The 26,445-nt window shown below is 69.6% G+C and carries 21 protein-coding genes; 5 read left to right on the top strand and 16 right to left on the bottom strand.

Annotated elements, in window-relative coordinates:
* Positions 1-83 precede the first annotated feature (83 nt).
* Positions 84-1,517: an amino acid permease gene (locus ACGFSB_RS31780; RefSeq protein WP_393406380.1), complete on the top strand. Its 1,434-nt coding sequence runs from the start codon at positions 84-86 to the stop codon at positions 1,515-1,517.
* Between the two features lie 12 nt (positions 1,518-1,529).
* Here ACGFSB_RS31780 and ACGFSB_RS31775 read toward each other — a convergent pair whose 3' ends face one another.
* The 4 genes from ACGFSB_RS31775 to ACGFSB_RS31760 form a co-directional block, all read right to left on the bottom strand.
* The gene (locus ACGFSB_RS31775) at positions 1,530-3,161 is read right to left on the bottom strand and encodes an extracellular solute-binding protein (protein WP_393406378.1); all 1,632 of its coding nucleotides are present in this window, start codon (positions 3,159-3,161) and stop codon (positions 1,530-1,532) included.
* A 55-nt stretch (positions 3,162-3,216) separates the two neighbouring features.
* Positions 3,217-4,152, bottom strand: coding sequence for a carbohydrate ABC transporter permease (locus tag ACGFSB_RS31770; RefSeq protein WP_393406376.1), 936 nt, complete (start codon positions 4,150-4,152; stop codon positions 3,217-3,219).
* On the bottom strand, positions 4,149-5,096 hold the full coding sequence (locus tag ACGFSB_RS31765; RefSeq protein ID WP_393406597.1) for an ABC transporter permease: 948 nt from the start codon (positions 5,094-5,096) through the stop codon (positions 4,149-4,151). Before ACGFSB_RS31765 ends, ACGFSB_RS31770 begins: the two co-directional genes overlap by 4 nt.
* A gap of 194 nt (positions 5,097-5,290) precedes the next feature.
* Complete coding sequence (locus ACGFSB_RS31760; RefSeq protein WP_393406373.1) at positions 5,291-6,421, bottom strand: ROK family protein; 1,131 nt, start codon at positions 6,419-6,421, stop codon at positions 5,291-5,293.
* 95 nt (positions 6,422-6,516) lie between these two features.
* Between ACGFSB_RS31760 and ACGFSB_RS31755 the strand changes: the two genes are divergently transcribed.
* Positions 6,517-9,459 carry a glycoside hydrolase domain-containing protein gene (locus ACGFSB_RS31755; protein ID WP_393406370.1) on the top strand — a complete coding sequence of 981 codons (2,943 nt, stop codon included), beginning with the start codon at positions 6,517-6,519 and terminating at the stop codon, positions 9,457-9,459.
* A gap of 71 nt (positions 9,460-9,530) precedes the next feature.
* On the opposite strand, the gene ACGFSB_RS31750 is transcribed toward ACGFSB_RS31755, so the two are convergent.
* A complete protein-coding gene (locus tag ACGFSB_RS31750) occupies positions 9,531-10,775 on the bottom strand; it encodes a CapA family protein (RefSeq protein WP_393406368.1) in 1,245 nt (414 codons plus the stop codon).
* A gap of 289 nt (positions 10,776-11,064) precedes the next feature.
* On the opposite strand from ACGFSB_RS31750, the gene ACGFSB_RS31745 reads away from it, so the two are divergent.
* Positions 11,065-11,580: a hypothetical protein gene (locus ACGFSB_RS31745; protein WP_393406366.1), complete on the top strand. Its 516-nt coding sequence runs from the start codon at positions 11,065-11,067 to the stop codon at positions 11,578-11,580.
* Positions 11,581-11,694: 114 nt separating this feature from the next.
* Positions 11,695-12,360 carry a zf-HC2 domain-containing protein gene (locus ACGFSB_RS31740; RefSeq protein ID WP_393406364.1) on the top strand — a complete coding sequence of 222 codons (666 nt, stop codon included), beginning with the start codon at positions 11,695-11,697 and terminating at the stop codon, positions 12,358-12,360.
* An 18-nt stretch (positions 12,361-12,378) separates the two neighbouring features.
* Here ACGFSB_RS31740 and ACGFSB_RS31735 read toward each other — a convergent pair whose 3' ends face one another.
* Genes ACGFSB_RS31735 through ACGFSB_RS31725 form a run of 3 tightly spaced genes read right to left on the bottom strand, consistent with a single transcriptional unit; the run spans position 12,379 to position 16,477 of the window.
* Positions 12,379-13,239, bottom strand: a complete 861-nt coding sequence (locus ACGFSB_RS31735) for an Fpg/Nei family DNA glycosylase (protein WP_393406362.1) — start codon at positions 13,237-13,239, stop codon at positions 12,379-12,381.
* 4 nt (positions 13,240-13,243) lie between these two features.
* Entirely contained in the window at positions 13,244-15,319 is a 2,076-nt protein-coding gene (locus tag ACGFSB_RS31730; RefSeq protein ID WP_393406360.1) for a SpoIIE family protein phosphatase, read from the bottom strand.
* 42 nt (positions 15,320-15,361) lie between these two features.
* Positions 15,362-16,477, bottom strand: a complete 1,116-nt coding sequence (locus tag ACGFSB_RS31725) for a DUF6777 domain-containing protein (protein WP_393406357.1) — start codon at positions 16,475-16,477, stop codon at positions 15,362-15,364.
* Positions 16,478-16,624: 147 nt separating this feature from the next.
* Here ACGFSB_RS31725 and ACGFSB_RS31720 point away from each other — a divergent pair, with 147 nt between their 5' ends.
* A complete protein-coding gene (locus tag ACGFSB_RS31720; RefSeq protein ID WP_393406355.1) occupies positions 16,625-18,043 on the top strand; it encodes a lipase maturation factor family protein in 1,419 nt (472 codons plus the stop codon).
* Between the two features lies 1 nt (position 18,044).
* Here the strand turns inward: ACGFSB_RS31720 and ACGFSB_RS31715 are convergent, their stop codons facing one another.
* From ACGFSB_RS31715 to ACGFSB_RS31680, 8 genes are all read right to left on the bottom strand, one after another.
* Positions 18,045-18,893, bottom strand: a complete 849-nt coding sequence (locus tag ACGFSB_RS31715) for an amidohydrolase family protein (protein ID WP_393406353.1) — start codon at positions 18,891-18,893, stop codon at positions 18,045-18,047.
* 28 nt (positions 18,894-18,921) lie between these two features.
* Entirely contained in the window at positions 18,922-19,233 is a 312-nt protein-coding gene (locus ACGFSB_RS31710) for an L-rhamnose mutarotase (protein ID WP_393406350.1), read from the bottom strand.
* Positions 19,230-20,246, bottom strand: a complete 1,017-nt coding sequence (locus ACGFSB_RS31705; protein ID WP_393406348.1) for an aldo/keto reductase — start codon at positions 20,244-20,246, stop codon at positions 19,230-19,232. The genes ACGFSB_RS31710 and ACGFSB_RS31705 overlap by 4 nt, the downstream gene beginning before the upstream one ends.
* Positions 20,243-21,016, bottom strand: coding sequence for an SDR family NAD(P)-dependent oxidoreductase (locus ACGFSB_RS31700; RefSeq protein ID WP_393406346.1), 774 nt, complete (start codon positions 21,014-21,016; stop codon positions 20,243-20,245). Before ACGFSB_RS31700 ends, ACGFSB_RS31705 begins: the two co-directional genes overlap by 4 nt.
* Positions 21,013-22,353 carry an L-fuconate dehydratase gene (locus tag ACGFSB_RS31695; protein ID WP_393406344.1) on the bottom strand — a complete coding sequence of 447 codons (1,341 nt, stop codon included), beginning with the start codon at positions 22,351-22,353 and terminating at the stop codon, positions 21,013-21,015. Before ACGFSB_RS31695 ends, ACGFSB_RS31700 begins: the two co-directional genes overlap by 4 nt.
* Positions 22,354-22,567: 214 nt before the next feature.
* Positions 22,568-23,605, bottom strand: a complete 1,038-nt coding sequence (locus ACGFSB_RS31690; RefSeq protein ID WP_393406342.1) for an ABC transporter permease — start codon at positions 23,603-23,605, stop codon at positions 22,568-22,570.
* Positions 23,598-25,208: a sugar ABC transporter ATP-binding protein gene (locus ACGFSB_RS31685; protein ID WP_393406340.1), complete on the bottom strand. Its 1,611-nt coding sequence runs from the start codon at positions 25,206-25,208 to the stop codon at positions 23,598-23,600. The genes ACGFSB_RS31690 and ACGFSB_RS31685 overlap by 8 nt, the downstream gene beginning before the upstream one ends.
* A gap of 8 nt (positions 25,209-25,216) precedes the next feature.
* The gene (locus ACGFSB_RS31680; RefSeq protein ID WP_393406337.1) at positions 25,217-26,299 is read right to left on the bottom strand and encodes a sugar ABC transporter substrate-binding protein; all 1,083 of its coding nucleotides are present in this window, start codon (positions 26,297-26,299) and stop codon (positions 25,217-25,219) included.
* Between the last annotated feature and the right edge of the window lie 146 nt (positions 26,300-26,445).

Here is a 26,445-nt window from a genome sequence, read left to right as displayed (position 1 = left end):
GGTGTGGTGTCTTCCGTCCCCCGCGCGCCTGCGCCATCATGAGCCGCCATCAGCCGACTGCCGTCCGCGAAAAGGTGGAGCCCATGGCGCGACTCCGGATGGGGCATGGCGTCCTGCGCCGCAAGCCCATCGAAACCATCGAAGAGACAGAGTCGGGAGCGGGTGGCGGCCTCACCCGCACGCTCGGCCTCTGGCAGCTCACCGCGATCGGTGTCGGTGGCATCATCGGCGCCGGCATCTTCACCCTCGCGGGCACCGTCGCCAACGGCACTGCGGGCCCCGCCGTCCTCATCTCGTTCCTGATCGCGGGTGTGGCGAGCGCCGCGGCCGCGTTCTCGTATGCCGAGTTCGCGGGCATGATCCCCAAGGCGGGATCGGCGTACACCTACGGCTATGTAGTCCTCGGCGAACTCACCGGCTGGTTCATCGGCTGGGATCTGCTCCTCGAGTACACGGCGATCGTGGCGGTGGTCGCGATCGGCATCTCGGGCTACTTCAACTTCCTGATCATCGACATGGGCGCCGAACTGCCCACATGGATGCTGGGCGCGCCCGGCACCGGCGACGGGCACAAGGTCGACCTGTTCGCGGCGGTCCTTTGCCTGCTCATCGCGTATCTGCTGACCCTCGGCATCAAGAACGCGGCGCGCTTCGAGATGATCGTGGTCGTACTGAAGGTCATCGTCGTACTGATCGTCATCGCGGTCGGGTTCTTCCACATCAACACCGGGAACTACAAGCCGTTCTTCCCCTTCGGGGTCAGCGGGGCATTCACGGGTGCGGCCACGGTCTTCTTCGCCGTCTTCGGCTACGACGCGATGAGCACCGCCGCCGAGGAGTCCAAGGACGCCCAGCGCCACATGCCGAAGGCGATCCTCTACTCCCTTGCGATCTCGATGGTCCTGTACGTCCTCGCCTGTCTCGTCCTCACGGGTATGCAGAGCTACAAGGACATCGACCCGGAGAGCGGGTTCTCCACCGCCTTCAAGTCGGTGGGCCTCGGCGGTCTCGCCGACGTCGTCGCGGTCGGCGCGATCATCGGCATCCTCACCGTCATGTTCACCTTCATGCTCGGTGTCACCCGCGTCTGGTTCTCGATGAGCCGCGACGGACTGCTGCCGAAGTGGTTCGCCAAGACCCACCCGACCCGGCATGTGCCGACGCGTGTGACGTGGATCGTCGGGTTCGCGTCGGCCGCCATCGCTGGGTTCCTGCCGATCGGCGAGGCGGCCGAACTGACCAATATCGGCATCCTGCTGGCGTTCGTCGTGGTGTGTATCGCGGTGATCGTGCTGCGCTACAAGCAGCCCGGTCTGCCGCGTACGTTCCGCTGCCCCGGAATGCCGGTGGTGCCCGCGATCGGGGTCGTCTTCTCGATCTGGCTGATCACGTTCCTCCAGTGGCAGACGTGGGTGCGGTTCGCGGTGTGGTTCGTGGTCGGCCTTGTCGTCTACTTCGGGTACTCGTACCGGAAGTCGGAGCTGGCGAAGGCCGACGTACAGGACAAGACGCCCTAGCCATCCGGCGGGTCAAGCGCTCTTCTCGATCGACTTCGCGAACTCCTTGGCCATCTGGTCGAGGCCCTTGTTCTTCCACTCGGCCCAGAACGGCTTCCACTCGCTGAGCTTTTTGCGTCCGCTGACGATGTCGTTGACCAGGTCGGTCGCCTCCGTCGACATGCGCCCGTAGTGCTGGGTGTAGGCGTCGGAGTAGTGGCCGACCACCGGGTTGCGGACGGCGGTCTCCAGGAGCTTCTGCTCCACGGCGTAGACGTCCTTGACGTCCTGCGCCCGCTCGTCGCCGGTGAAGCTCGACGCGATGAGCGCGAAGGGTGAGGTCGTCACCGTCTGCAGCCCGCTGAAGAGGCCCTCGACCTGCTGCTTGCCCTGCTTGGTGCGCTCCGGGAAGCCGTTCTTGTCGTAGGTGAAGTCCTCGCCCTCGGTGCCGAACTCGAGGAACTCGCGCTCCTTGCTGCCGAACGGCGCCGCCAGGTAGTTCAGGACGCCGAGCAGCATACGGACCCGCTTCTCGTCGCCCTTCCTGATGGCGGTGTAGCCGATCGTGCCCAGGTGGAAGTGGTGGTTGGGCTTGTTGCCGCCCGCGGCGAAGGGGACCATGATCTCGGCGGCGAGCCCGGGGTCCTGGACGCGGATCTCGCCGCGCGCCTGGAAAGGACTGGCGTGGACGGTGGCGCCGATCGAGCCCTGCGCCATCTTGATGTACGCGTCGGCCATCTTGGGGTTGCCCGGGTAGAAGACGCCCGCCTTCTTCAGCTTGAGGATGAAGTTGAGGGTCTCCAGGTACTCGTCGGTGTCCTGGAACCAGGTGAGCGAACCGTCCTTGTTCTGCCGCCACTTGTTGGGGGCGCCGAAACACTGACTCAGCACGCTGGCGGTGTTCACGTAGATCGGCTCAAGGGCCCAGACCTTGCCGCCGGTGACCTCCTTGCACTTGGCGAGGAACTCCTCGGGGCTTGTCGCCTGGATTCCGTCCGCCTTCTCCCAGACCTTGGGGTTGCCCGCGTAGACCTGGCCGAACGCGGGATACGGGACGGGCGCGCCCCAGATCTTGCCGTTGACGACCGCCGTCTTCCAATGCGCGGGCGTCATCGCGGCGAGGTTCGGATACTCCTTCACCGCGTCACCCGAGACGTACTCGGTGATGTCCGCGCACTTGGCCTCGAGGAGCTCGGCGATGTGCTGGATGCCCTGGTTGGGCGGTATCCAGAGCAGGTCGGGCAGGTTGCCGCCCGCGATGGTCGCGGAGAACTTCTCCTCGTAGCCGGGGTCGGTGCCGAGGATGGCGGTCAGGTCGACGCCGAGCTCCTTGTCGACCTTCTTCCAGTACGCGTTGGAGCCCTTGGGGGTCGGCGGCTGCGTCCAGATCTCCGTGAGCATCGTGATCTTCGACCCGTCGCCGGGGGTCTTCGGGACGCTGCGCACCAAGTCCTTCGGGTACGAAAGGAACCCGGCCGAGAGGCCCTTCGCGTTCGGCGGCAGATCGGGCTTGACCTTGGTGAAGGGCACGTACGAAGGCAGCTTCACCTTCGACGATGCCGCCTCGCCCGTCTTCTTCCCACCCGAGCCGCAGCCCGTGAGCGAGGTGGCGGCAGCCCCCGCCGCGACGGCGGTGGAGAGGCTGAGGAAGGTGCGTCGGGACATGCCTGTCATGGGAATCTCCGCAAACGGTGTCAGGGGATGTCAGGGGGAAAGCAGTTCAGCCCTTGATGGCGCCGGTGAGCACGCCCTTGGTGAAGTACTTCTGCAGGAACGGGAAGAGCAGCAGGATCGGGATGAGCGCGATCATGACGACGGCCATGGAGATCGACTGCTGCGGCGGCATGTGGCTGACGCCGAGTTGGTCGCCCGAGATGGACTTGCCCTGGACCACGTAGGTGCGCAGGACGAGCTGGATGGGCCACTTGCCCGAGTCGTTGAGGTAGAGCATCGCGTTGAAGAAGGCGTTCCAGTACGTCACCGCGTAGAAGAGGCCGACGACGGCGATGACACCCTTGGAGAGCGGCAGCACGATGCGGGTCAGGATCCGCCAGTCGCCCGCGCCGTCGATCCGCGCCGCCTGGTACAGCTCTTCGGGGATGTTCATGAAGAACGCCCGCAGGACGACGAGGTTGAAGGCGTTGATCATGACGGGGAGGATCAACGACCAGTAGGAGTCGAGGAGTCCGAGCTCCTTGACCACCACGTACATCGGCACCATGCCCGGCACGAAGAGCAGCGTGAAGAGGACCATCAGGAGGATCGGCTTGCTGCCGGGGACGCCGCGCTTGCTGAGGCCGTACGCGAGCGCGATCGTTGTCAGGAGCGAGAGTGCCGTGCCGACGAGCGTGATCAGGACACTGACGACGACGGCGCGGGAGACGATGCCTCCGGAGAGGATCGTGCGGTACGCCTCCAGGGTCGGTTCCGTGGGGAAGAGGACGAAGCCGCCCGCCTCGGTGATCTCCTTGCGGGAGGCCAGGCTGGTGGAGAGGACCGTGACGAAGGGCACGATCATCACGGCGCAGATGACCGTGATGACGACGGCCTTGGCGGTCGAACCGATCTTCGTCGGCGGCTCTTCCCAGGCGGGCCGCTCCTCGCGTATCCGCTGTCGTTCGCCCTTGGTGCGCAGGGGGAATCCGAAGCTGCTCATTTGCTGTACACCCCGTGCTCTCCGAAGGCGTGGGCGACCTTGTTGGCGCCGTAGATCATCAGGGCTCCGATGACGCCCTTGACCAGGCCGGCGGCGGCGCCGACGCCCCAGTCGCCGTAGACGACACCGTGGTAGTAGATGTAGGTGTCGAGGACTTCCGACGCTCGGGCGCCGACCGCGTCGCGCTGGAGCAGGAACTGCTCGAAGCCGACGGACAGGACGTCACCGAGGCGCAGCACAAGCAGCATGATCGTGACGCCGCGTACGGCAGGCAGGGTGACGTGCCACATGCGGCGCCAGCGCCCGGCGCCGTCGACGGCCGCCGATTCGTACAGAGACTGGTCGACACTCGCCAACGCCGCCAGGTAAATGATCATTCCCCAGCCGATGTCCTTCCAGATCACCTGGCCGGTGATGAGGATCGAGAAGGTGCTGGGGTCGGTCATCACATCGAGTGCGGACATGCCGTGGTCGCGCAGGTAGTTGCTGAACAGGCCCGCGCCGCCGAGGACTTGCTGGAAGAGCGCGACGACAAGGACCCAGGAGATGAAGTGCGGCAGATAGACGACGCTCTGCACGAACTTCTTGATGCGCGGGCTGACCAGACTGTTGATCAACAGGGCGAGGGCCAGCGGAGCGGGGAAGAAGAAGATCAGCTGGAGCGCGGCGAACGACAGGGTGTTGCGGACCGCCTCCCAGAACGCCGGGTCGGCGAAGAGTTCCTGGAAGTTGGCGAGGCCCACCAAGGGGCTGTCCTTGAAGCCGATGAAGGGCTGGTAGTCCTGGAAGGCGATGACGTTGCCGAGCATCGGCACATAGAAGAAGAGCAGGAAGAACAGCAGGCCAGGGGCCATGAGGGCGAGCATCACCCAGTTGTTCCGGAGTCGGACGCGGAGCGGGACGCGGCGGTGACGCGGCGGGCTCGGGGACTTCGGATCCGGCACGGGTGGTGGCGACGCGGCTCGCGGCCTGCGCTGCGTTGCTGGGGATGTCACACGTACTCCCTGGCCTGACGGCACGACGGAACATGGAAGGTGGCAGCCGACAGTGACTCATCGCGACTAATTAAGAAGCCAACTTGCCGAAAGAGAGCCACATCATCGAAGCGTGGCTCCCGCCCGTCAACCACCTACCGGTCCTAGAGAGTTGGACTTTTCCGAGCGGCGTGATCGATGTGTTCCAGTGCGAGGCGAGCTGCCCCGATTGCGGTGGATTCCTCGCCGAGTACGGAGGTTTGGACCGTCGGCCGGTAGGGGCAGAGAGCGCCGAGCCGCTCCGCGAACGGCTCGCTGAGCAGGGCCCCCGCACGGGAGATGCCGCCGCCGAGCACCACGGTCCGCGGGTCGAGTACGGCGACATGGCGGGCCAGGCTGTCGGCGAGGGCCTCGGCGAAGGCGCGCAGGGTGTACCTGGCACCGCCGTCGCCCGCGGCGGCCGCGGTCACCACCGCGCGGGCCGCGTTCTCGCGGGTGGGCCTGTCCGCGCCCTCATGCCCGGCAAACCAGTCGAGAAGCCGCTGGTAGCACCGCTCCCAGCCGTCCCCGGCGACCATCTCCCCCGCCGCGCCGTGGTGTCCGCGGTGCAGCTCGCCGCGGATCCACAGGCCGATGCCGAGCCGGTTGCCGACGTACAAGTACACGCAGTCGCCAGCGCCCGCCGACACTCCCCCGGTGCACTCGGCGAGGGTCGCGAGCTGGATGTCGTTACCCACGACGACGGGGCCGTGCACCGGATCGGCCAGCTCACGCGTGAGGTCGAGGCCCGTCCACTGGGGCAGCGAGTCGCTCTCCACCACCCGGCCTTCGGCGTCCACCATGCCGCTGGTGCCGACACCCGTGGCCAGCGGTCGCACGCCCGCCGCCACCGGCTGTGCCAGGCAGCCCGCGATCGCCTCGCGGACGGCGTCGAGACGCTGGGCCGCGGGGAGTTCGGGTGTGACCGCCACGCGCTGGGTGGCCACGGTGCGGCCGAGCAGATCGGCGGCGTGCACCAGGACCTTGTGCGCGCCGATGTCCACACCGAGGACGTGCGCCGCCTCGGCCCGGAAGCGGAACCTGCGGGCGGGCCTGCCCACGCTTCCGCTGCCCGGCGTCAGCTCCACCAGGCGGCCCTCGCGCAGCAGCTGGGCCGTGAGGTCCTGGGCCGTGGGCCGCGATACGCCGATGAGCGAGGCGAGTTCAGGCACGGTGATCTCGTCCCGTTCGCGCAGCACACGCAGGGCGGCGGCCGCGTTGAGGCGGCGCAGCAGCGACGGGTCCCCACTATTCAAGACGTCCCCCTTGACAGCGTGATCGGTTGATCTCCAGTGTGACCCGGAGCGATTGAGAAACTTACCTAATAAACCGCGCCCTTGGGGGAGCACAGATGGGTGAGACCGGTCATCCGGAGCTGGCATGTGGCATCGGCTCCTGGGACAGCGACGTCTACGGCAACCACCGGCTTCTCGTGCGCGCCGCCACCACCGAGAGATCGACCCCGGCCGTCGCGGCCGAACTGCCGTGGCGGCGCCAGGATCCGGACCCCTCCGCGGTGGACGTGATCGTGGTCGGTCCCTCCGGGGAGCGCGTACGCAACACCGTGGCCGTGGAGGTGACGGACGAGGCGGGGCGCATCGCCTTCGAGCCGACGGACGGCCCCGGCACCTACGCCGTGCACTACCTCCCGTACGCGCACACGGGCAAGCCCTACTACCCGCAGGCCGCCTACCGGCCCCCGACCCGGACGGCGGACCCCGGCTGGGTGCACCGCTGCGGCCTGCACAGCCCCGCCGGATGGGAGAAGCTGCCGCGCGCGGAGGCCTTCGCGTACGAGGCGGCGAGCGCGGTCGACTCGTTCGCGCCACTGGGCTTCGCGGCGACGGAGGAGGAGCGCACCCTGCTCCAACAGGCCTACCCGGACGAGCAGTTCCTCCTCTTCGGCGAGGACCGGGCTCATCCGCTCGGCCGCTACGCACGGCTGCCCGCACGCTGGGCGCGGGCCACTCCCTTCGCACCGCTCGAAGTCACCGCTGCCCGTGGGGAGTTCTATGCGGTGCAGGTCGGCGTGTACGCGTTCCAGGAGCTCACAGACGTCCGCGCCGAGGTGCGCGGGCTGCCCTTCCCCGTACGGTGCGTCAGCACGGGCGGCACCGACGCGCGCGGCCACGCCTTTGAGCGGCGCGTGGAGGTCGGCGCGGGGCGGGCTGGCGCGCTGTGGTTCGGCATAGAGATTCCCGAGGATGCTCGACCCGGCCTGCACCAGGGCGAGATAGCCGTCCGCGCGATCGATGGCTCGGAGCGGGTGCTGCCGCTGCTCCTCACCGTCGGCGAGGACGCCGTCACCGATGCGGGCGCCGGTGAGCCGTGGCGGCTCGCGCGGCTCGGCTGGCTGGACTCGGCGTTCGCGCAGGACGACGAGGTGGTGGCGCCGTTCACGCCGGTCGAGGCGATCGAGGCGGTGGCCGAAGGCGAAGGACACCGGCTCGCGATTCTCGGCCGCACGGTCGAGCTCGGCCCGGACGGGCTCCCCCGGCAGCTCACCTCCACCTTCACACCCAGCGTCACACGCTCCGACGGACCTTCTCGTGACCTGCTCGCCGGGCCGGTCACGCTCGGCATCGGCCGCCCCCTCGAACGGGAGCCGCTCACCCTGGACCAGCCGGGCCCGGCGCGGGTGCGCTGGTCGACGCGGGCCGCCGGACGTGACGTAATCCTGTGTACGGAGGGCGAGTTGGAGGCGGATGGCTTCCTCGTCGTACGCGCCACGGTCGAGGCCACCGCCGACACGGAAATCGACGTGACGCTGGACGTGCCGGTCCGCGAGGAGGTCGCGCGCTACGCCATGGGTCTCGGCCTGACAGGGCGTGCCTGCCCGGCGGCGTACGACTGGAACTGGGACACGCCCACCCGCAACCAGGACGCGTTCTGGCTCGGCGACCCGGCTGCGGGACTCCAGCTCAGCCTGCGCGACGAGCACTACGCGCGGCCGCTCAACACCAACTACTACCGGGAGAAGCCGCTGCGCACGCCGCACTCCTGGGCGGGCGACGGTGCGGGTGGCGTGCGGCTGCGCACCGCCGACGACGTGCGGGGCCTCACCGCCTTCAGCGGGCCGCTGGCGCTGCGCGCGGGCGAGAGCCGGTGCTTCGAGTTCCGGCTGCTCCTGACCCCGTTCAAGCCGCTCGAACCGGGTCGGCAGCTCTCCGAACGCTACTTTCACGCGTACGCGCCGCCCGCGGAGATCGCCGAGTACGGCGCGAACGTCGCCAATCTGCACCACGCGACGCCGCCCAATCCGTACATCAACGACCCGCTCCTGGGCGCGGACGGGCTTCGCTCCTACACGCAGGAGGCGCACCGGCTCGGGATCCGGGTCAAGGTGTACGACACCGTACGTGAACTGACGCGCCACACACCGGAGTTGCCGGTGCTCGCGGCACTGGGCGGAGAGATCTTCTCGCCGGGGCCCGGGGGCGGGCACGCCTGGCTGCGGGAGCATCTGGGCGGGGACTATGTGCCCGGGTGGGTGGCGCCCGATGTGGGGGACGTCGCCGTCGTCACGTCCGGCGACTCACGGTGGCACAACTCCTATGTGTGCGGGATCGAGCGGCTGCGCCGGGTCGTGGGGGTCGACGGGCTCTATCTCGACGATGTGGCGTACGACCGGACGACGATGAAGCGGGTGCGCAAGGCGCTGGCCGCTTCCGGTGGGACGGCCGGTGAGGCGGCCCCGCTGGTCGACCTGCACTCCTGCAATCAGTACCGCGAGGCGGACGGATTCGCCTCCAGCGCCAATCTCTACGCGGAGCTGCTGCCGTACGTCGACCGGCTCTGGCTCGGCGAGCTCTTCGACTACGAGGGCGCGGACGGCACCGCGGGGGCCGATCCCGCGTACTGGCTCGTCGAGATCTCGGGCATTCCGTTCGGGGTCATGGGCGAGATGCTGGAGGGAGGCGGGAACCCCTGGCGTGGTCTCGTCTTCGGGATGACGGCTCGGGCGCCCATGACGGACGTACGGGGGCTGTGGCGGGCCTTCGATCAACTCCGGCTGCCGGAGGCGGAGATGACGGGGTGGTGGGCCACCGGTTCGCCGCCGGTGCGGACCGGGCGTGACGATGTCCTTGCCACCACCTGGGAAGGCCCCGGAGGCACCGTGACGGCGCTTGCCTCGTGGGCCGGGGAGCCCGTTGACGTCGTCCTCAGCTCGGCCTCCGGGCCCGTCGCCGCGTACGCTCCCGCGATCGAGGGCTTCCAGCCGGAGCGGAGATTCACCGCGGGTGAGGCGATGCGGGTCGAGCCGGGGCGGGGGTGGCTGGTGCGGGTCGGGTGAGTCGCGGGTCCCGGGGTCCGGCCGGGCTGAGAGACAGCCCGGCCGCGCTCGTCGCCGAGCCGTCGCCCCGGCTACCGGCCCATCACCAGGCCCGACTTGCCCGCCCCCCTGCTCAGGACGATCCGGCGGATCCGGTCACGCACGTCGCGGACGTCCGCCCCTCGGTCGAGCGCCGCGTTGAGGTTGGTGACACGCCCCGTACTCGTGTCGAACCAATGCGGGATGAACTCGGCCTTCTTGACCTCCCAGCGGGCGCCCGGCCGCGCGGGCGGGGCGAACGTGAAGCGGCCGATCGTGCCCTGGTTGCCCCGCGGGTCGTTCGCGCCCTCGTCGTTGATCATGTCGCCGGCGATCTGATCGCCCATGCCGTAGACGATCCAGGTGCCGTTGACCTTCTCGTACGCCTGCGGGATGTGCGCGTGCGTACCCAGGATCAGGTCGATGTCGGGGCGGCCGTTCGTCCGAGACGCCGTGAGCTCCTTGCCGAGGCTCAGCTGGCGACGGTCCGGGGCGTCCTGCCACTCCGTGCCCCAGTGGACCGAGACCACGACCACGTCAGCGCCCGCCTTCCGCGCGGCGCGGGCGTCGGCGACGATCCGGTCGCGCTGCATGAGGTTGACCGTCCAGGGCTTGCCCTTGGGCTGCGGATACCCGTTCGTGTCGTACGTGTACGCCAGCTCAGCCACCTTCGCGCCGCCCGCGCGCAGCCACGCGGGCGACCGGCCCTCGGCGGCCGTACGGCCCGAACCCGCGTGCTTGACGCCTGCCTTGTCGAGCGCGCCGAGCGTGCGGCGCACCCCCGCGGCCCCGTCGTCGAGCGTGTGGTTGGACGCGGTGGAGCAGGCGTCGTAGCCGGTGGCCTTCAGAGCGCGGGCGATCTGGGGCGGGGACTTGAAGGCGGGGTAACCGGTGTAATCGCCGTTCTCGCCGTACACCGTCTCCATATGACAGATCGCCAGGTCCGCCTTGGAGACCACCGGCTTCGCGCCCGCGAGCATCGGCACGAAGTCGTAGCCGTCGCCGCCCGCGTCCGCGTTGGCCTTGCGGATGATCGAAGAGTGCGGGAGCACGTCGCCGGAGGCGACGAGGGTGAAGGCGTGCGGCGTGTCGGGGCCGCCGCCCGCCGCCGACGGCGCGGGCGGCGGAGCGTCCTGATTACCGCCCCGAGCACCCTCCTTGTGGTTTTCGCTCTGCGCCTTCGGCTTCCGCTGCTGTGCGGGCTCGCCATTCGCCGTGCAAGCGGCGGTCGCGGCGAGAGTGGCTCCGATCATTACGGCCGCCAGAACTGCTGTTCCCTGCGGTGTGCGCTGCGTCATCGACCAGGCTCCGTGAATGGGGGATATTCGGCGAAACGAATCCACATTCGGGCACAAGGTCGAGTCAAGTAGCAATGCCGTCATAGTCCCTGAAACGGACTCATATCATCAGGCCATGTGACACGAAGAACACAGGACTGCCGACCTGCGACGAAACCGAGGGCTGGGTCAAGCCTTCGTAAAGCGCCTTGCTCAGGGACCCCCTTGGGTAATCGGCTGTCCCTGTCCGTGTTCCGGATTGGGGGCCAGAGGCCGGCGACGCGCACGGACCGGAGGAAGGCGAGACGGGATGCTGCACGAGAGCCGGGGAAACACGGAGGGCCCAAGCGGTGGCGAACTGACCGTCCCGATGGCTTGGCTGTACGCCGAGTACATCGCGGACGAATTGCTGCGCACCGGCGATTTGATGCCGCCCGCATCTTTCGAATACCGCGCGGGGCGTGATGCTCTGGCCCTGACTATTTTCCTCTCCGACACGCGAGGCGAACTCTCGGGCATCCGCGTCGTCTCCCAGCTGGAGACGTGGATGTCCCTGACGGCCTACGACCAGCCGTGGCAGGACTGGGTGGGCGAACGGATGGCGCATCTCGCGGCGTACGCGGTCGCCTCCGGTGAGCCCTCGCCCGATCTGGAGCTTGCCGACCTGGCCTGGCGATGGCTGGAGGAGACGGAGCTGCTCGCGCCCGATCTGGACGCGGTGCCGGGCGGCGGGTCGCCGTTGGGTGAGGACGACGGGCCGAAGGTGTGGACGGCGGCGTGGCGCCTGGGGCTGCCGCTCGGGCACCTGGCGATCCAATTATTCTGACGCGCCGGTCCCACGACCGAGTGTTCCAGTCCTGCGTCTTGAGTGATTCGGCGGTCTCCTGCGTACGGAAGGGCAGAAAACACCCCTGCCCCGACTCGTCACGCAAGGAACGCCATGAGGCCCCTGGAGCGGCATCGTGACGCCGGCGCCTACGCGCTCGGCGTCCTCGACGCGGCGGACACGTTCCGCTTCGACGATCACCTCATGGACTGCCCCGCCTGCCGGGACCTGGTGGATGAACTCGACTCGGCTGTCCGGCAGTTGGCAGCCTACGGCCGCCTCACGCCGCGCCACGTCGAACCGCTTGCCACACCGGGGCCCAGACTCCTCGACCGGCTGCTCGCCGAGGCCGGGCGGCTGCGCAGGGCCGGGCGCAAGCGGTGGCTGTGCGCGGTCGCTGCGAGCGTCCTGCTGGCGCTCGCGGTGCCCGCGACGGAGATCCTGTCGGCCGAGGGAGCCGGCCCGGAACGGATCACCGCGCGCGACGGCCGCACCGGCGTATCGGCGAGCCTGACGGCGCAGGGCCGCGCCTGGGGCACGGACATCGGACTCCGGGTACGCGACCAGCAAGGCGCCCGTGTCTGCGAACTCGTCGCCGTCGGCACCGATGGTTCCGAGCAGACGGTCACGACGTGGAAGGCGCCTGCCGGGCAACCTGCCGGTGCGTCGACTGCCGGACTCTCGACTCGCGGCGGCGCCGCCATGCCCCGTGAGGACATAGCCCGCTACGAGGTGCGTACGACGGACGGCAAGCACCTCCTGACGCTGAACCGCCCCTGAACTCCCCCTCGCCACCCGCTATTTCAGCAACCGCGACATCCTGCGGTCCGCCAACAGCTTCCCGCCCGTCTGGCAGGTGGGGCAGTACTGCAGCGAGGAGTCGCTGAAGGAGATCTCCCGGATGGTGTCGCCGCAGAAGGGGCACGGTTCACCGGCGCGGCCGTGCACGCGAAGGCCGCTCTTCTTCTCCGCCTTGAGACGCCCCGCCGCGACTCCGCGCGAGCGTTCCACCGCCTCGGTCAGCGTGGTCCGCAACGCCACATACAGCCCATGGACTTCCTCCTCCGTGAGGCTCGACGTGAGCTTGAACGGGGACATGCGGGCCGCATGCAGGATCTCGTCGCTGTACGCGTTGCCCACGCCCGCGATCAGCGCCTGGTCTCTCAACGCGCCCTTGATCTGGCGGCGTTCGCCCGAGAGGAGGCTCGCGAACCGTTCCTCGTCGAAGTCGGGGGCGAGCGGGTCGGGACCGAGGCGGGCGATGCCCGGGATCTGTGCGGGGGCCTCCGTCACGTACACCGCGAGGCGCTTCTGCGTGCCCGCCTCCGTCAGGTCGAAGCCCTCGCCCGTCTCCAGTGCGACACGCAGGGCGAGCGGGCCCTTGCCGGGCCGTGGCGGGCCGTCGGGGAGGCGGTCCTTCCAGTGCAGCCAGCCCGCGCGGGCGAGGTGCGTGACCAGGTGCAGTCCGTCGGCGTCGAGGTCGAGGAACTTGCCGTGGCGCGCCACGGCCGTGACGGTGCGGCCCTCGAGCGCGGTGGGCGGCGGGTCGTACGTCTTGAGGACGCTGATCGCCACGGGCATCACCCGCACGACCTCGTGGCCGACGAGGTGGTCGGTGAGGAAGGCGCGCAGCGCCTCGACCTCGGGGAGTTCCGGCATCCGCTCACTCCTGACCCTCGCTGTCCCGCGCGGGCACGATGAACTCGCACCACACGCACTTTCCACTGCCTCGTGACTCCACGCCCCACACATCCGTGAGCATGTCCACCAACAGCAACCCCCGCCCCGACACACCCGATTCCCCCGCCTCCCTGCGGCGCGGCAGCGCGCTCGAGGAGTCCTCGATCTCCACGCGCAGACGCCGGTCGCCCCCGCTGATGACGCGCAGCGTCACGACCGCCGCGCCGTCGGTGTGCATCAGGGCGTTGGTGATGACCTCGTCCGCCACCAGCTCGATCTCGTCGGCGCGATCCCCCGCGCCCCAGGCGCGTACGGCGGCCCTGACCATGTGCCTGGCCTCGGCGAGCGCCTCCGGATCGCCGGGGCCGACATGCTGCTGGAGTCGCCCGCCCGAGCGCGGCGTGTCGGTCAGGTGGCGGCGCAGGAGCAGCAGCGCCGCGTCGTCGGCGCCGCCCCGCTCGTCCACGATCCCGCAGAGCCGGTCGGCGAGTCGCTGTAGGTCGCGCGGGCCCGAGCAGGCGAGCTCCCCCAGGGCCCGCAACCCGTCGTCGAGGTCGACGCCCGGCTCCTCGATGAGGCCGTCGGTGAAGAGCAACAGGGTCTGGCCCGCGTCGAGTTCGAAGGTGGTGACCGGGTATTCGAGACGGCCGAACTCGGCGGAGAGGCCCAGCGGAAGTCCGCCGTCGACCGGCACCCTGCGACAGCTCCCGTCGATCTGCTGGACCAGCGGGTCGATGTGCCCGGCCCGCACCAGCTGGACCACGCCCGTGGACAGATCGGCCTCCGCGTAGAGGCAGGTCGCGAAGCGTTCGGTGTCCAGCTCGTGCAGGAAGCCCGAAGCGCGGACCATGACGGTCGCGGGTGTGTGCCCCTCGGCGGCATAGGCGCGCAGAACGATGCGCAGCTGGCCCATGACGGCCGCCGCGTGCGTGTCATGGCCCTGTACGTCGCCGATGACGGCCCCGACACGGCCGCCGGGCAGCGGGATCACGTCGTACCAGTCGCCGCCGATGTCCCGGCCGAGCGCCGCCGAGCGGTAGCGGACCGCGACATCGGCGCCGGGAACGCCGGGGATGGTGCGTGGCAGCATCGCCTGCTGGAGGCCCTGGGCGAGGTCCTTCTCCTGCTCGTAGAACATCGCGCGCTGCAGGCTCTGCGCGATGCCGCCGCCGAGGGCGACCAGGACGTTGCGCTCCTCCTCGGTGAAGCCGGTCTTCTCCTGGTAGAGCAGGCCGAGCACGCCGATGGGCCTGGCCTGCGCGATCAGCGGCAGATACGCGGCCGCGGTGATGCCGAGCTTGTCGATGTGCGGCCACAGCTCGGGGTACCGGGCGGCGAACTCCGCGGCCGTCTCGATGAAGCGTGGCGAGAGCGTGGCCACGGCCTCGCTCATCGGATACGGCTCGTCGATCCGCGTGAACTTGGTGCCCGGCACGAAGCTGCCCTTCGGCCCTTCCGCGACGAGCCGGATCCGCCCGGCCTCGACGAGTCCCATGACGAGGTTCGACGCGCCCAGGTGGGCCAGGCCGTGGGTGTCCTTGAGTACGTCGATGACGTCCCGGACGGTACGGGCGTGCGCGAGGGCCGCCGTGGTGCCCTCCACGATGCTCGTGCGACGGCGCCGGTCCTCCTCCTCGTCGGCGCGCTCACGCCGGGCCGTGCTGTCGCCGAGCTCCTGCGTGGCGTCGCGGACGATGCCCACGATGCGGCGCGGGCGGTGCGTCTGGTCGCGGTGGATGTACCCCTGGGTATGGGTCCAGCGCAGGCCGCCCGCCCGCAGCCGTACGCGGAAGTACACGCCGTAGGTCTGGCTGCCGTCCTTCAGCGCCTGCGAGACGAGGGCGTCGAGACGGTGCGACTCGATCGGGGAGACCCGGGATGCGAGGGTCTCGGGGTGGCCGTCGAACTCGTCGGGCCGCATGTCGAAGACGTCCAGTGCCGAGGCATCGAGGTGCAGCAGGCGACTGTCGAGGTCCCAGTCGAAGAGGCCTGTGCGGTTGGGAGCCAGGATCGACCGTGGATCCGCTGGCCAGTCGTCCGGCAGTGACGTGGGCGTCATGACACTTCATGATTCTTCGCTGTCGGGTCCGAGCGCGCACGCTCAGCTCTGGAAACTGCCGGGATCACTGTTCGGAACGGTGTCGGGGCCTGTCTCGTCGCCAGGGTCCTCCGGGGGCGGAGGCGGCACCGTGTCGCCGTCCGGGGCGGTGGACTCGTCTGTGGGCGGGGCGGGCTCGCTCGACGTGCCCGTGGGCGTGGGTGTGGGCGTGGGGCAGCCCGGCGGGATCGTGGTCGGGGTGCCGGTGGGCGGCTCCGTGCCCGTGGCGGGGGGCGGGGTCGGGCAGTCCGTGGAGGTGGTGCCCGGGTCGCTGGGGGTGTCGCTGTCGTCCGGGTCTGACGGGGAGGGCGTTGTCGGGGTGGGCGTCGGTGGCGGTGTCGGCTCCGGCGGCGGCACCGTGTGGTCCTTGTCGCCGTCCTCGTCGCCGGTCTTCCGCTCGATCCACGTGTTGTTGACGATGTTCACGATGGTGATGTTCACGATGATCTTCGGCGCCGGGGTCACCACCACGACCTGCTCCGGGCGGTAGCCGGACCACTGCTCGCCCTGGTGGCTGGGGGTGCCCTTGAACGCGACCGGCGGCTTCAGCGGGTTCCCGCAGGCGCACCGCACGCGCGGCAGCCCGCGGTTGTCGACGAGGACGGCGGTGCCCGTCTGCAGCACGGACTGGAAGCTGGTGGCTTGGCCGTCGCGGTAGCCGTGGTTGGTGATGCGCGTGTCGGCCCGCAGCACGACGGGCGTCAGGCCGCGCAGAAAGCCCGGGATGTCGGCCTGGGAGATGCCCGACACCTGGGCGAAGGCGCGCCCCTTGGCCTTGTCGGCGGTGAGGAAGCGGACCTGGGCGTCGACGTCGCAGCTGCCCACGGAGTGCGTGCCGCCGTACAGACCCGGCGTACCGCCCGAGAGGGAGCGCACGCCCTGGGCCGTGGGCGAGGAGGTTCCGGTCGGCGACGGCTGCGGCGAACGGGTGACGGGCGAGGGGGTCGCACCGGACGTCGCGGTGGAGTCCGTGAACGGATCAGGGCCCTCGGCGGCGGCGGGCTGCATGAACAGCTCGGCCCCACCGTCGGCGGTGTCCTTCTGGCCCCCGTCGGAACATCCGGCGACGAAGAGGGCCGCGGATATCGCGAAGGCCGTCGCCAAGGTCCTCGTGGGCATCCTGAAGGTCGCTGTGGGCATCCTGGTGGGCAGACGCACCCTGCACTCCCGCCTGTTATCGGGCACTTTGCCCCCATTCTCTGGGGCAGCCGGAGCTTCCGCGCAAGCTGAGGGGTCGCGGCACCGGTTCAGGCGCAAGATGGTCTTGTGGAGTGGTTCACCGCTGATGGGTACTGGCTCGGCCGCATCGTCTTCCAGCGGGCGCTCGCCGCCGTCTATCTCGTCGCGTTCCTGGACGCGGCGCTGCAGTTCCGTGCGCTGATCGGGGAGCGCGGCATGTTGCCGGTGCCGCGTTACGTCGAGCGCGTGCCGTTCCGCCGGGCGCCGAGCCTGTTCCAGCTCCACTACTCGGACCGCTTCTTCGCCCTCGTCGCGTGGACAGGATGCGCCTGCGCGGCGGCCCTGCTCGCGGGCGTGGACGGCCGCCTCCCCCTGTGGGGCGCCATGCTGCTCTGGGTCGTTCCCTGGGTGCTCTATCTCTCGATCGTGAATGTGGGCCAGACCTGGTACGGCTTCGGCTGGGAGTCACTGCTCCTCGAGGTGGGGTTCCTCGCCGTGTTCCTGGGCAACGACGAGACGGCGCCGCCGGTGCTCGTGCTCTTCCTGCTGCGCTGGGTGCTGTTCCGCGTCGAGTTCGGCGCGGGGCTGATCAAGATGCGCGGCGACGCGTGCTGGCGCGAGCTCACCTGCCTGGACTTCCACCATGAGACGCAGCCGATGCCGGGCCCGCTGAGCTGGTTCTTCCACCACCTCCCGGCGCCGGTGCACCGGATCGAGGTCGCGGCGAACCACTTCACCCAACTCGTCGTCCCCGTCCTCCTGTTCACGCCGCAGCCGATCGCGACGGCCGCGGCCTGCCTGATGATCGCCACCCAGCTGTGGCTCGTCCTTTCGGGGAACTTCGCCTGGCTGAACTGGCTGACGATCGTGCTCGCCGTGTCCGTCGTGGATTTCGGCAGCGTGGCGGCGCCGTCGGACTCCCCCGCCTCCCCTCTCTGGTACGAGGTGGTGGTCATCGCGGTGACCGTCCTGCTCCTCGGCCTGAGTTACCGCCCCGCGCGCAATCTGTTCTCGCGGCGCCAGATCATGAACTACTCCTTCGACCCGCTCCATCTCGTGAACGCCTACGGCGCGTTCGGCAGCGTCAGCCGTGTCCGCCAGGAGGTGGTCATCGAGGGCACGTCGGACGCGGCACCCCGGCAGGACTCCGAGTGGCGGGAGTACGAGTTCAAGGGAAAGCCGGGCGATGTGCGGCGCTGGCCACGGCAGTTCGCGCCGTACCATCTGCGGCTCGACTGGATGATGTGGTTCGCCGCGCTCTCCCCCGCATACGCGAGGTCGTGGTTCGGCCCGCTGGTGGAGCGGCTCCTGGACGGCGACCGGGACACACTGCGGCTGCTGCGCCACGCCCCGTTCCCGCCGGACGCGCCACCCGCGTACATCCGCGCACGCCTGTACCGCTACCGCTACACGACATGGCGCGAGCTGCGCGAGACGGGTGCCTGCTGGGAGCGGACGTACGTGCGGGATTTCCTACCGCCGACGCGGGTCGGGTCGCCTCGCTGAGTCAGAGGCGGTAGACGCGGATGGCGGTCCCGGCGAAGAGGGCGGCGCGCTCGCTGTCACTGAGCGAGTCGGTCAACTCCCGTGCGGCGTCGATGACTTCGCCGTACGTCGCCGCCAGGGTGCAGACGGGCCAGTCGGAGCCGAACATCAGCCGGTCGGGGCCGAAGGCGTCCAGGACGGTGTCCGCATACGGGCGCAGGTCATCCACCGTCCAGGCCTTCGGGTCGGCTTCAGTCACCAGACCGGACAGTTTGCAGACCGTATTGGGGAGAGCGGCGAGCGCACGGATGTCGGCGGCCCAGGGTTCGAGGGCGCCGGATGCGACGGGTGGCTTGCCCAAGTGGTCCAGCACGAAGGTGAGTTCCGGGTGCTCCTGGGCGGCCTTGACGCAGGCGGGGAGCTGCTGGGGCAGGACGACGAGGTCGTACGCGAGACCCACCGCACCGACCGCGGCCAGGCCACGGCGCACATCGGGCCGCAGCAGCCACTGAGGGTCGGGCTCGCCCTGCACCTGGTGCCGGATGCCCACCAGGTACTGGCTGCCCGGGAGTTGGCAGAGCTCGGCAACCGTGTCGGCGACATCGGGCCTGGTCAGGTCGGTCCACCCCACGACGCCCGCCACCAGGTCGCTGTCCGCCGCCGCGAGGGCGAGCAGCTCGGGGGTCTCATCGGCGACGGTGACCGTCTGGACGAGCACGGTTGCGGCGACACCGGCGGCGCGGGCCTCGGGGAGCAGGTCGGCGAGGGAGAAGTCCCGGCGGATCGGGGCGAGCGCATCGCCGGTGATCCATTCCTGGTCACGTACGGAGAGGTCCCATACATGGTGATGGGAGTCGACCCTCCACGGCACGCCGCTCACCGGCACCTCACGTCACTCATCACAGCTCCCATACGACGGGCACGCCAGCATCCGCGCCATCGGCCGAGTAGTCATGGACGATGTCCAGGAGCTCGGCCATGCGTGCCTGCCAGGCGATGTTGACCGGCAACTTGTCCAGTTCGGCGAGCATACGGGGGTAGTCCTCGCACTCCAGGACGTGGAAGAGGTCGGTGCCGCTGCGCCAGATCGTCCAGGAGGTGACGCCCGCCGCGCGGATGGCGGTGGTGAGCTCGGCGGGCACCTCGCGGTGCGCGGCGTCGTACTCGGCTGTGCGGTCGGCGCGGACCTTGGTGTGCAGGGCGATTCTCACGCGGGGTCCTTTCCGGGGACGGGGGCGGGGACGGGCACATGGGCGGGGAGCAGTCCTTCGGCGCGGGCTTCCGTCCAGAAGTCGGCAGCGACGGTGGCCGTGAACTGCTCTGCCGCGTCCCGGACTTCGTACGGCGAGCGGGCGCCGACGAGGACCGTGGCCACCGCCGGATGGGCGAGGGGGAAGGCCAGGGCCGCCGCACGCAACGTGGTGCCGTGGCGTTCCGCCATCGCCTTCAGGTGGCAGGCGCGGTCCAGGAGGGAGCGGGGCGCGGTCGTGTAGTCGTAGGTCGCGCCCGGTCTGGGGTCGGCGAGCAGGCCCGAGTTGAAGACGCCGCCGATCACCACCGCGGTGCCGTGCTTCTCCGCCGCCGGGAGCAGCTCGGCCAGGGCGCTCTGGTCCAGGAGTGTGTAGCGGCCCGCGCACAGCACGGCGTCGACGTCCGTGTCCCGGACGAAGCGGGTGAGCATCGCCGTCTGGTTCATGCCCGCGCCGATCGCGCCGATGACGCCTTCGGAGCGCAGTCGCTCCAGCGCCGGATAACCCTCGCGGAAAGCCTGCTCGGCGTGGTCGTCCGGGTCGTGCAGGTACATGATGTCGACGCGGTCGAGGCCGAGGCGGGTGAGGCTCGCCTCCAGGGAACGGCGGATGCCGTCCGCGCTGAAGTCCCAGACGCGGCGGTGCGTCGCGGGCACGGCGAAGCCGTGGGCGAGGTCGTCGCCGTCCGGCCTGTCCACCGCTTCCAGGAGGCGTCCCGCCTTGGTCGAGAGCGTGTACGTCTCCCGCGGGCGGGCCCGCAGCGCCTCGCCCACCCTGCGCTCCGACAGGCCGATGCCGTAGTGCGGCGCCGTGTCGAAGTACCGGATGCCCGCGTCCCACGCCGTGTCGATCGCCTCGGCCGCCTCCTCGTCGGTGATCGGCGAGTAGAGGTTGCCGAGGCCGGCGGCGCCGAAGGACAGGTCCGTCACCTCGACGCCGCCGGGTCCCAGGGTGCGCCGGGCTATGCCGCTCACTGGCCTGCCGGCCGGAGCCGCAGGCCCTGCATCCCGCCGTCGACGGCGAGGGCGGTGCCGGTGGTGGCGCCGGAGAGGGGGCTCGCCAAGTAGGCGACGGCGCCCGCGACCTCCTCCGCACGGACGAGGCGTCCGGTGGGCTGGCGGGCGGCGAGCGCGGCGCGTTCGGCCGCCGGGTCGGGCGCGGCGTCCAGGAGCCGGCCGACCCAGGGGGTGTCGACGGTGCCGGGGTTGACGCAGTTGACGCGCACCCCTTCCCGTACGTGATCCGCGGCCATGGCGAGCGTCAGGGAGAGCACCGCGCCCTTCGACGCCGAGTACAGCGCGCGCTGCGGGAGGCCCGCGGTGGCGGCGATCGAGCAGGTGTTGACGATCGCCCCGTGGCTCGAGCCGCGCAGGTGCGGCAGGGCGGCGCGGGTGGTGCGGACGATCCCGAGGACGTTCACGTCGAGCACCGTGTGCCACTGGTCGTCGTCGTTGTCCTCGACCGTGCCCTGCGCGCCTATCCCGGCATTGTTGATCAGTACGTCGAGCCCGCCGAGGTCGGCCACGGCGGCGGCGACGGCTTCGCGCACCGAGGCGTCGTCCGAGACGTCGGCGCGGTAGCCGGTGAGCGGCTTCTGCACGCTGCTCGGGTCGAGGTCGAGCACCGCGACCTGAGCGCCACGGGCGGCGAGCAGCTCGGCCGTGGCGCGCCCGATACCGGAGGCTCCGCCGGTGACCAGGGCCTTGAGCCCCGCAAAGTCCCGGAAGTCCTGGGCGTCCGTCATGCGGCTGCTCCTTTGCCCTGAGCGAGGTCGGCGGCCCAGAAGGCGCCGTCCGGATAGGTGAATTCGGCGAGCGACTCGGCCCGCATGGTGGCCGAGAAGCCCGGCGCTGTGGGCGCCATGTAGTGGCCGTCACGCACCACGACCGGGTCGATGAAGTGGTCGTGGAGGTGGTCGACGTACTCGATGACGCGGTTCTCGGTGGTGCCTGACAGCGCCGTGTAGTCGAACATCGACAGATGCTGGACGAGTTCGCACAGGCCGACTCCGCCCGCGTGCGGGCAGACCGGTATGCCGAACTTGGCGGCGAGCAGCAGGATCGCGAGGTTCTCGTTGACGCCGCCGACGCGGGCCGCGTCGATCTGCAGGACGTCGATGGCGCCGGCCTGGAGGAGCTGTTTGAAGACGATGCGGTTCTGGACGTGCTCGCCGGTGGCGACCTTGACCGGGGCGACCGCCGTACGGATCGCGGCGTGCCCGAGGACGTCGTCGGGGCTTGTGGGCTCCTCGACCCAGTACGGGTCGAACTCGGCGAGAGCACGGGTCCACTCCACGGCCTCGTCGACGTTCCAGCGCTGGTTGGCGTCGATCGCCATGCGGATGTCGGGCCCGATCGCCTCGCGGGCGGTACGGCAGCGGCGTACGTCGTCCGCCAGATCCGCGCCGACCTTCAGCTTGATCTGGGTGAATCCGTCCGCCACGGCCTGTCGGGCCAGGCGGGTGAGCTTCTCGTCGCTGTAGCCGAGCCAGCCCGGCGATGTCGTGTAGCCGGGGAAACCACGCTCCCGCAGCACCGCCTCCCGGTCGACGGCTCCGTCACGGCCCGCCTGGAGCAGCTCAAGGGCCTCTTGCGGGGTAAGGGCGTCCGCGATGTACCGGAAGTCGATCTGGGAGACCAGCCACTGCGGCTCGGCGTCCGCGAGGAACCGCCACAGCGGCTTGTGCGCGCGCTTGGCCGCCAGATCCCAGAGCGCGTTGACAACGGCACCGATGGCCATGTGCATCACGCCCTTCTCGGGCCCGAGCCAGCGCAGCTGGCTGTCCCCGATGAGGTCGCGGTTCAATGTCCCGGGATCGGCGCAGACTTCCTCGACGGACCGGCCGAGGACGTGGTGGCGCAGCGACCGGATCGCGGCGACCTGGACGTCGTTGCCGCGCCCGATGGTGAAGGTGAAACCGTGGCCCTCCAGGCCGTCGTCCGCGTCGGTGCGCAGCACCACATAGGCGGCGGAGTAGTCGGGGTCCGGGTTCATCGCGTCGGATCCGTCCAGTTCCCGCGAGGTCGGAAACCGTACGTCATAGGTATCAACCGCGGTGATGCGGGCGGGAGTCGGGGACACAGGAGGCCTTTCCGGAAAGGGGCAAGGAGGCGGGGAACCCAGAGCGGGGTCAGAGCCTGTGTCATATCCCCGGTCGGATCAGCGCGCGGGGTCTGGTGCGTGCGATCGCAAGGCGCCGGAATGCTCTCGTAGCGGAGCTACTAGGGCATTTTGGCAACGCCGCGAGCGTGCGTGCCAGACCCCGCGCGCCCGACCGGGGATATGACACAGGCTCTCAGTCCTGTGCGCGGCCGGTGGTGACGCGCGCGATCATCAGGGCGACCAGGATGATTCCGCCGTAGATGGCCTGGATCCAGAAGGAAGGCACCTGGGCGAGAGTGAGCAGGTTCTGTACGACGCCGAGCAGCAGGACGCCGGTGAGGGCGCCGAACATGGTGCCCTTGCCGCCGTCGAGACTGATGCCGCCGATGACCGCGGCCGCGAACACGGTGAAGATCATGTTCTGGCCCTGGTTGGCGTTGATCGCGCCGACGTAGCCTGTCTGCATGAGTCCGCCGACGGCGGCGAGGGCACCGGCGACGATGAACACGCCGAGCATCACCCGCTCGACGCGGATGCCGGCGGCGCGTGCGGCGTCCGCGTTGCCGCCGATGGCGTACAGGGCGCGCCCCACACGGTGGTACTTGAGCACGAAGCCCGCGATGCCGAAGGAGACGGCGGCCAGCCACACCGAGAGCGGGATGGTCAGGAACGTCGAGGTGGCGAGGGTGTAGAAGGCGTCGGGCATCCCGAAGAGCGTCTTGCCCTCGGTCGCGCCGACGAGCAGTCCGCGCAGCACGATCAGCATGGCGAGCGTGACGATGAACGCGTTGAGCTTGAGCTTCACCACGAGGATGCCGTTGAACGCGCCGATGACCGCGCCGACGACGACGATCGCGAGCAGCCCCACCACGGCGGGCAACTCAGTGCCGAATCCGGCCTGGGCCGCGGGAAGTACGAGCAGGGCACCGACGGCGGGCGCGATGCCGACGACCGATTCCAGGGACAGGTCGAACTTGCCGGTGATGAGGACGAGGGACTCGGCGAGCACGACCATCGCGAGGGCGGCGGATGCTCCCAGGATGGAGATGAGGTTCCGCTCGGTGAGGAACGAGTCGTTCACCAGGGTACCGAGAAGCATGAGGAGCAACAGGGCGGGGACTAGGGCTAGTTCACGTGCCCGGCGCAGCAGCATGTTCCTCGCTGCGCGAGACTCCCCGGGGCGTGCGGGTGCGGGGTCGGCCTGCACAGCCGGGGCTTTGAGGTCAGCCATGGTGGTCTCCTTGTGCTTCGGCCGCGGGCCGGTGGGGGCTTGTCGCGCCGTTCCCCGCGCCCCTGTCGGGGCCCGTCTGGTCGACGCCCTCGATCGACGCGATCAGGTCGTGGTCGTTGAAGCCCGCCGCATGTTCGGCGACGACCCGGCCGTGGAAGAGGACCAGGACGCGGTCGCAGCGCCGCAGGTCGTCCAGTTCGTCGGAGACGACCAGGACGGCGGTGCCGTCCTCGCGGGCGTTGTCCATCCGGGCGAGCAGTGACTCCTTGGACTTCACGTCCACGCCCGCGGTGGGGTTGATGAGGACGAGGAGCCGCGGGTCGGAGGCGAGCGCGCGGGCCATGACGACCTTCTGGGCGTTGCCGCCGGAGAGGTCGGACACGGCCTGGTCGGGTCCCTCGGCGTGGATGTCGAGGCGGTCGATCAGCTCTTCGGCGAAGCCGCGCTTGCGCTCGGTGCCGACGAAGCCGTACTTCCCGAGCCGGTCGAGCACGGTCATGGTGGCGTTGTCGCCGATCGTCATCCCGAAGACGAGGCCCTGGTCGTGCCGGTCGCGCGGCACGCAGCCGACTCCGGCCCGCAGCGCTGCGGCCACGTCGCCGAACGGCAGGCGCCTGCCGTCGAGTTGAGCACTTCCGCCGACCGGCGTGTGCAGCCCCGCGATGGTCTCCGCGAGGCTGATCTTGCCGCTGCCGCTGGATCCGGCGAGGCCGACGACCTCGCCCTTGCGGACGGTCAGGTCGATGTCCGCGTACGACTCGCTGGTGAGGCCCTTGACGTCGAGCATGACCGGGGCGTCGGCGGGGACCTCGGTCCTGGCGACGGATTCCTCGGCGGCTTCCTTCTCCCTCAGGGCCTCGCCCGCCATGGCCTCCACCAGGGCGGCGCGCGGCAGTTCGGCCACCGGGGCGGTGGTGATCCAGCGGGCGTCACGCAGGACGGTGACGGTCTGGCACACCTCGTACACCTCTTGGAGGTGATGCGAGATGAAGAGGAAGGTGACGCCGGAATCCTGAAGCGCCCGCATCCGTGTGAAGAGCCGCTCGATCTCACGGTTGTCGAGCTGAGCGGTGGGCTCGTCCAGGACGATGAACCGCGCGCCGAAGCTCAACGCCCGTGCGATCTCGACCATTTGACGGTCCTCGACCTTGAGGTCGGCGGTCCGCGCGTCAGGGTCGACGCGCACGTCCCAGGTCTCGAGCACATCGGCGGCCTGGGCGCGCAGTTTGCGCCAGCTGATGAAGCCGCCGCGGCCTTCGGGCTGCCGGTTGATGAAGAGATTCTCAGCGACGGTCAGATCAGGCACCACGGTCGGCTTCTGATAGACGCACGCCACCCTGCGGCGCCAGGCGTCGCGGTCGGTGAGCGGCGGCGCGGGCTCGCCGTCGAAGAGGACGGTGCCCGCGTCCGGGGCCTGGAGTCCGGTGAGGATGGTGACGAGGGTGGACTTGCCCGCGCCGTTACGGCCGACGAGGGCGTGGGACTCACCGGGCAGGACGGTCAGCTGCCCGTCCTGCAGCGCGACGGTGGGTCCGTACCGCTTGGCTATGCCGGCCGCCTCGACGAGCGCTGTCGTCGCCCGGCCGGTGGGGGGCTTGATCATCGGCGTACTCATTTGACCGTGTTGCCCCACAGCTTGGAGTCGTCCACGTTCTTCTTTGTGACCAGCGGAGCGGGCAGCTGGTCCTCGAGCGTGCCGCTGGGCAGCTTCACGATCGTCGAGTCGTGGTCGGTCGGGCCCGGCTTGAACTTCTTGCCGTTCATCGCGGCCTTGATGTAGTACATCCCGTACTTGGCGTACGCGTCTGCGGGCTGCGACACCGTGGCATCGATCTGGCCCTTGCGGATGGCGTCGAACTCCTGCGGGATGCCGTCGTTCGAGATGACGGTGATGTGCCCCTTCTCGCCCGCCTTCTTCAGCATTCCCTTGGACTTCAGGGTCTGCAGGGTCGGCGCGAGGTAGACGCCGCCCGCCTGCATGTAGATGCCCTTGATGTCGGGGTTGGAGTTGAGGAGCGTGTCCAGCTTCGACGCGGCCGTGTCGGACTCCCACTTGGCGGGGATCTCCAGGACCTTGAGCTTGGGGTACTTCTTCTTCACGCAGGAGCGGAACGCCTCGGAGCGCTCACGGCCGTTGACGGAGGCGAGGTCTCCCATGACCTGGACGACCTTGCCGGTCTTGACCTGATCGCCGAGGTAGTCGCAGGCCTTCTCGCCGTACGCGACGTTGTTGGCCCGCACCACCATCGCGACCTTGCCCTTCTCCGGGGCCACGTCGACGGCGACCACGGGCACGCCCTTGCGCTCGGCCTGGTCGAGGCCCGCGGAGATGGCCGCACTGTCGAGCGGCGCGACCACGAGCCCCTTCACGCCCTGGTTGAGCTGGTTGTTGATGTCGGTGATCTGCTGCGACGGGTCGCTGTTCGAGTTGACGGTCTTGTGCGTGTCGACGTCCTCGGACTTCGCCATCTTCGGCACGTAGTCGTTGTACGACTGCCAGAACGGCGAGGTCAGCAGGGGCAGGATCACCCCGACCTTGCCCTCTCCGCCACCTTCGCCGCCGGGTGAAGCGGTGTCCTTCGTACTGCCACATGCCGTGAGCACGAGGGACGCGCAGGCGGCCGCGGCGGCGATCCGCACCGCCCGCGAAGTCCCCACCCTGCTGGACCTGTTGCGCACTGTTCTGCCGGCCATCTGACGGCTCCTCATCGAGCGTGGAGAGAACGTGGATCGAGCGTGATCGGACGAAGTCCTTTTGCGAGTTCTAGCGACTGATGGCGAATATTTATCAGACCACTTGGCCCTCACAACACCCCTCGGCGCCAAGTTTTCCTGGTTTC

The sequence above is a fragment of the Streptomyces sp. NPDC048441 genome (assembly GCF_043200235.1).
Lineage (GTDB): Bacteria > Actinomycetota > Actinomycetes > Streptomycetales > Streptomycetaceae > Streptomyces.
This window is presented reverse-complemented; position numbering and strand designations above follow the sequence as displayed.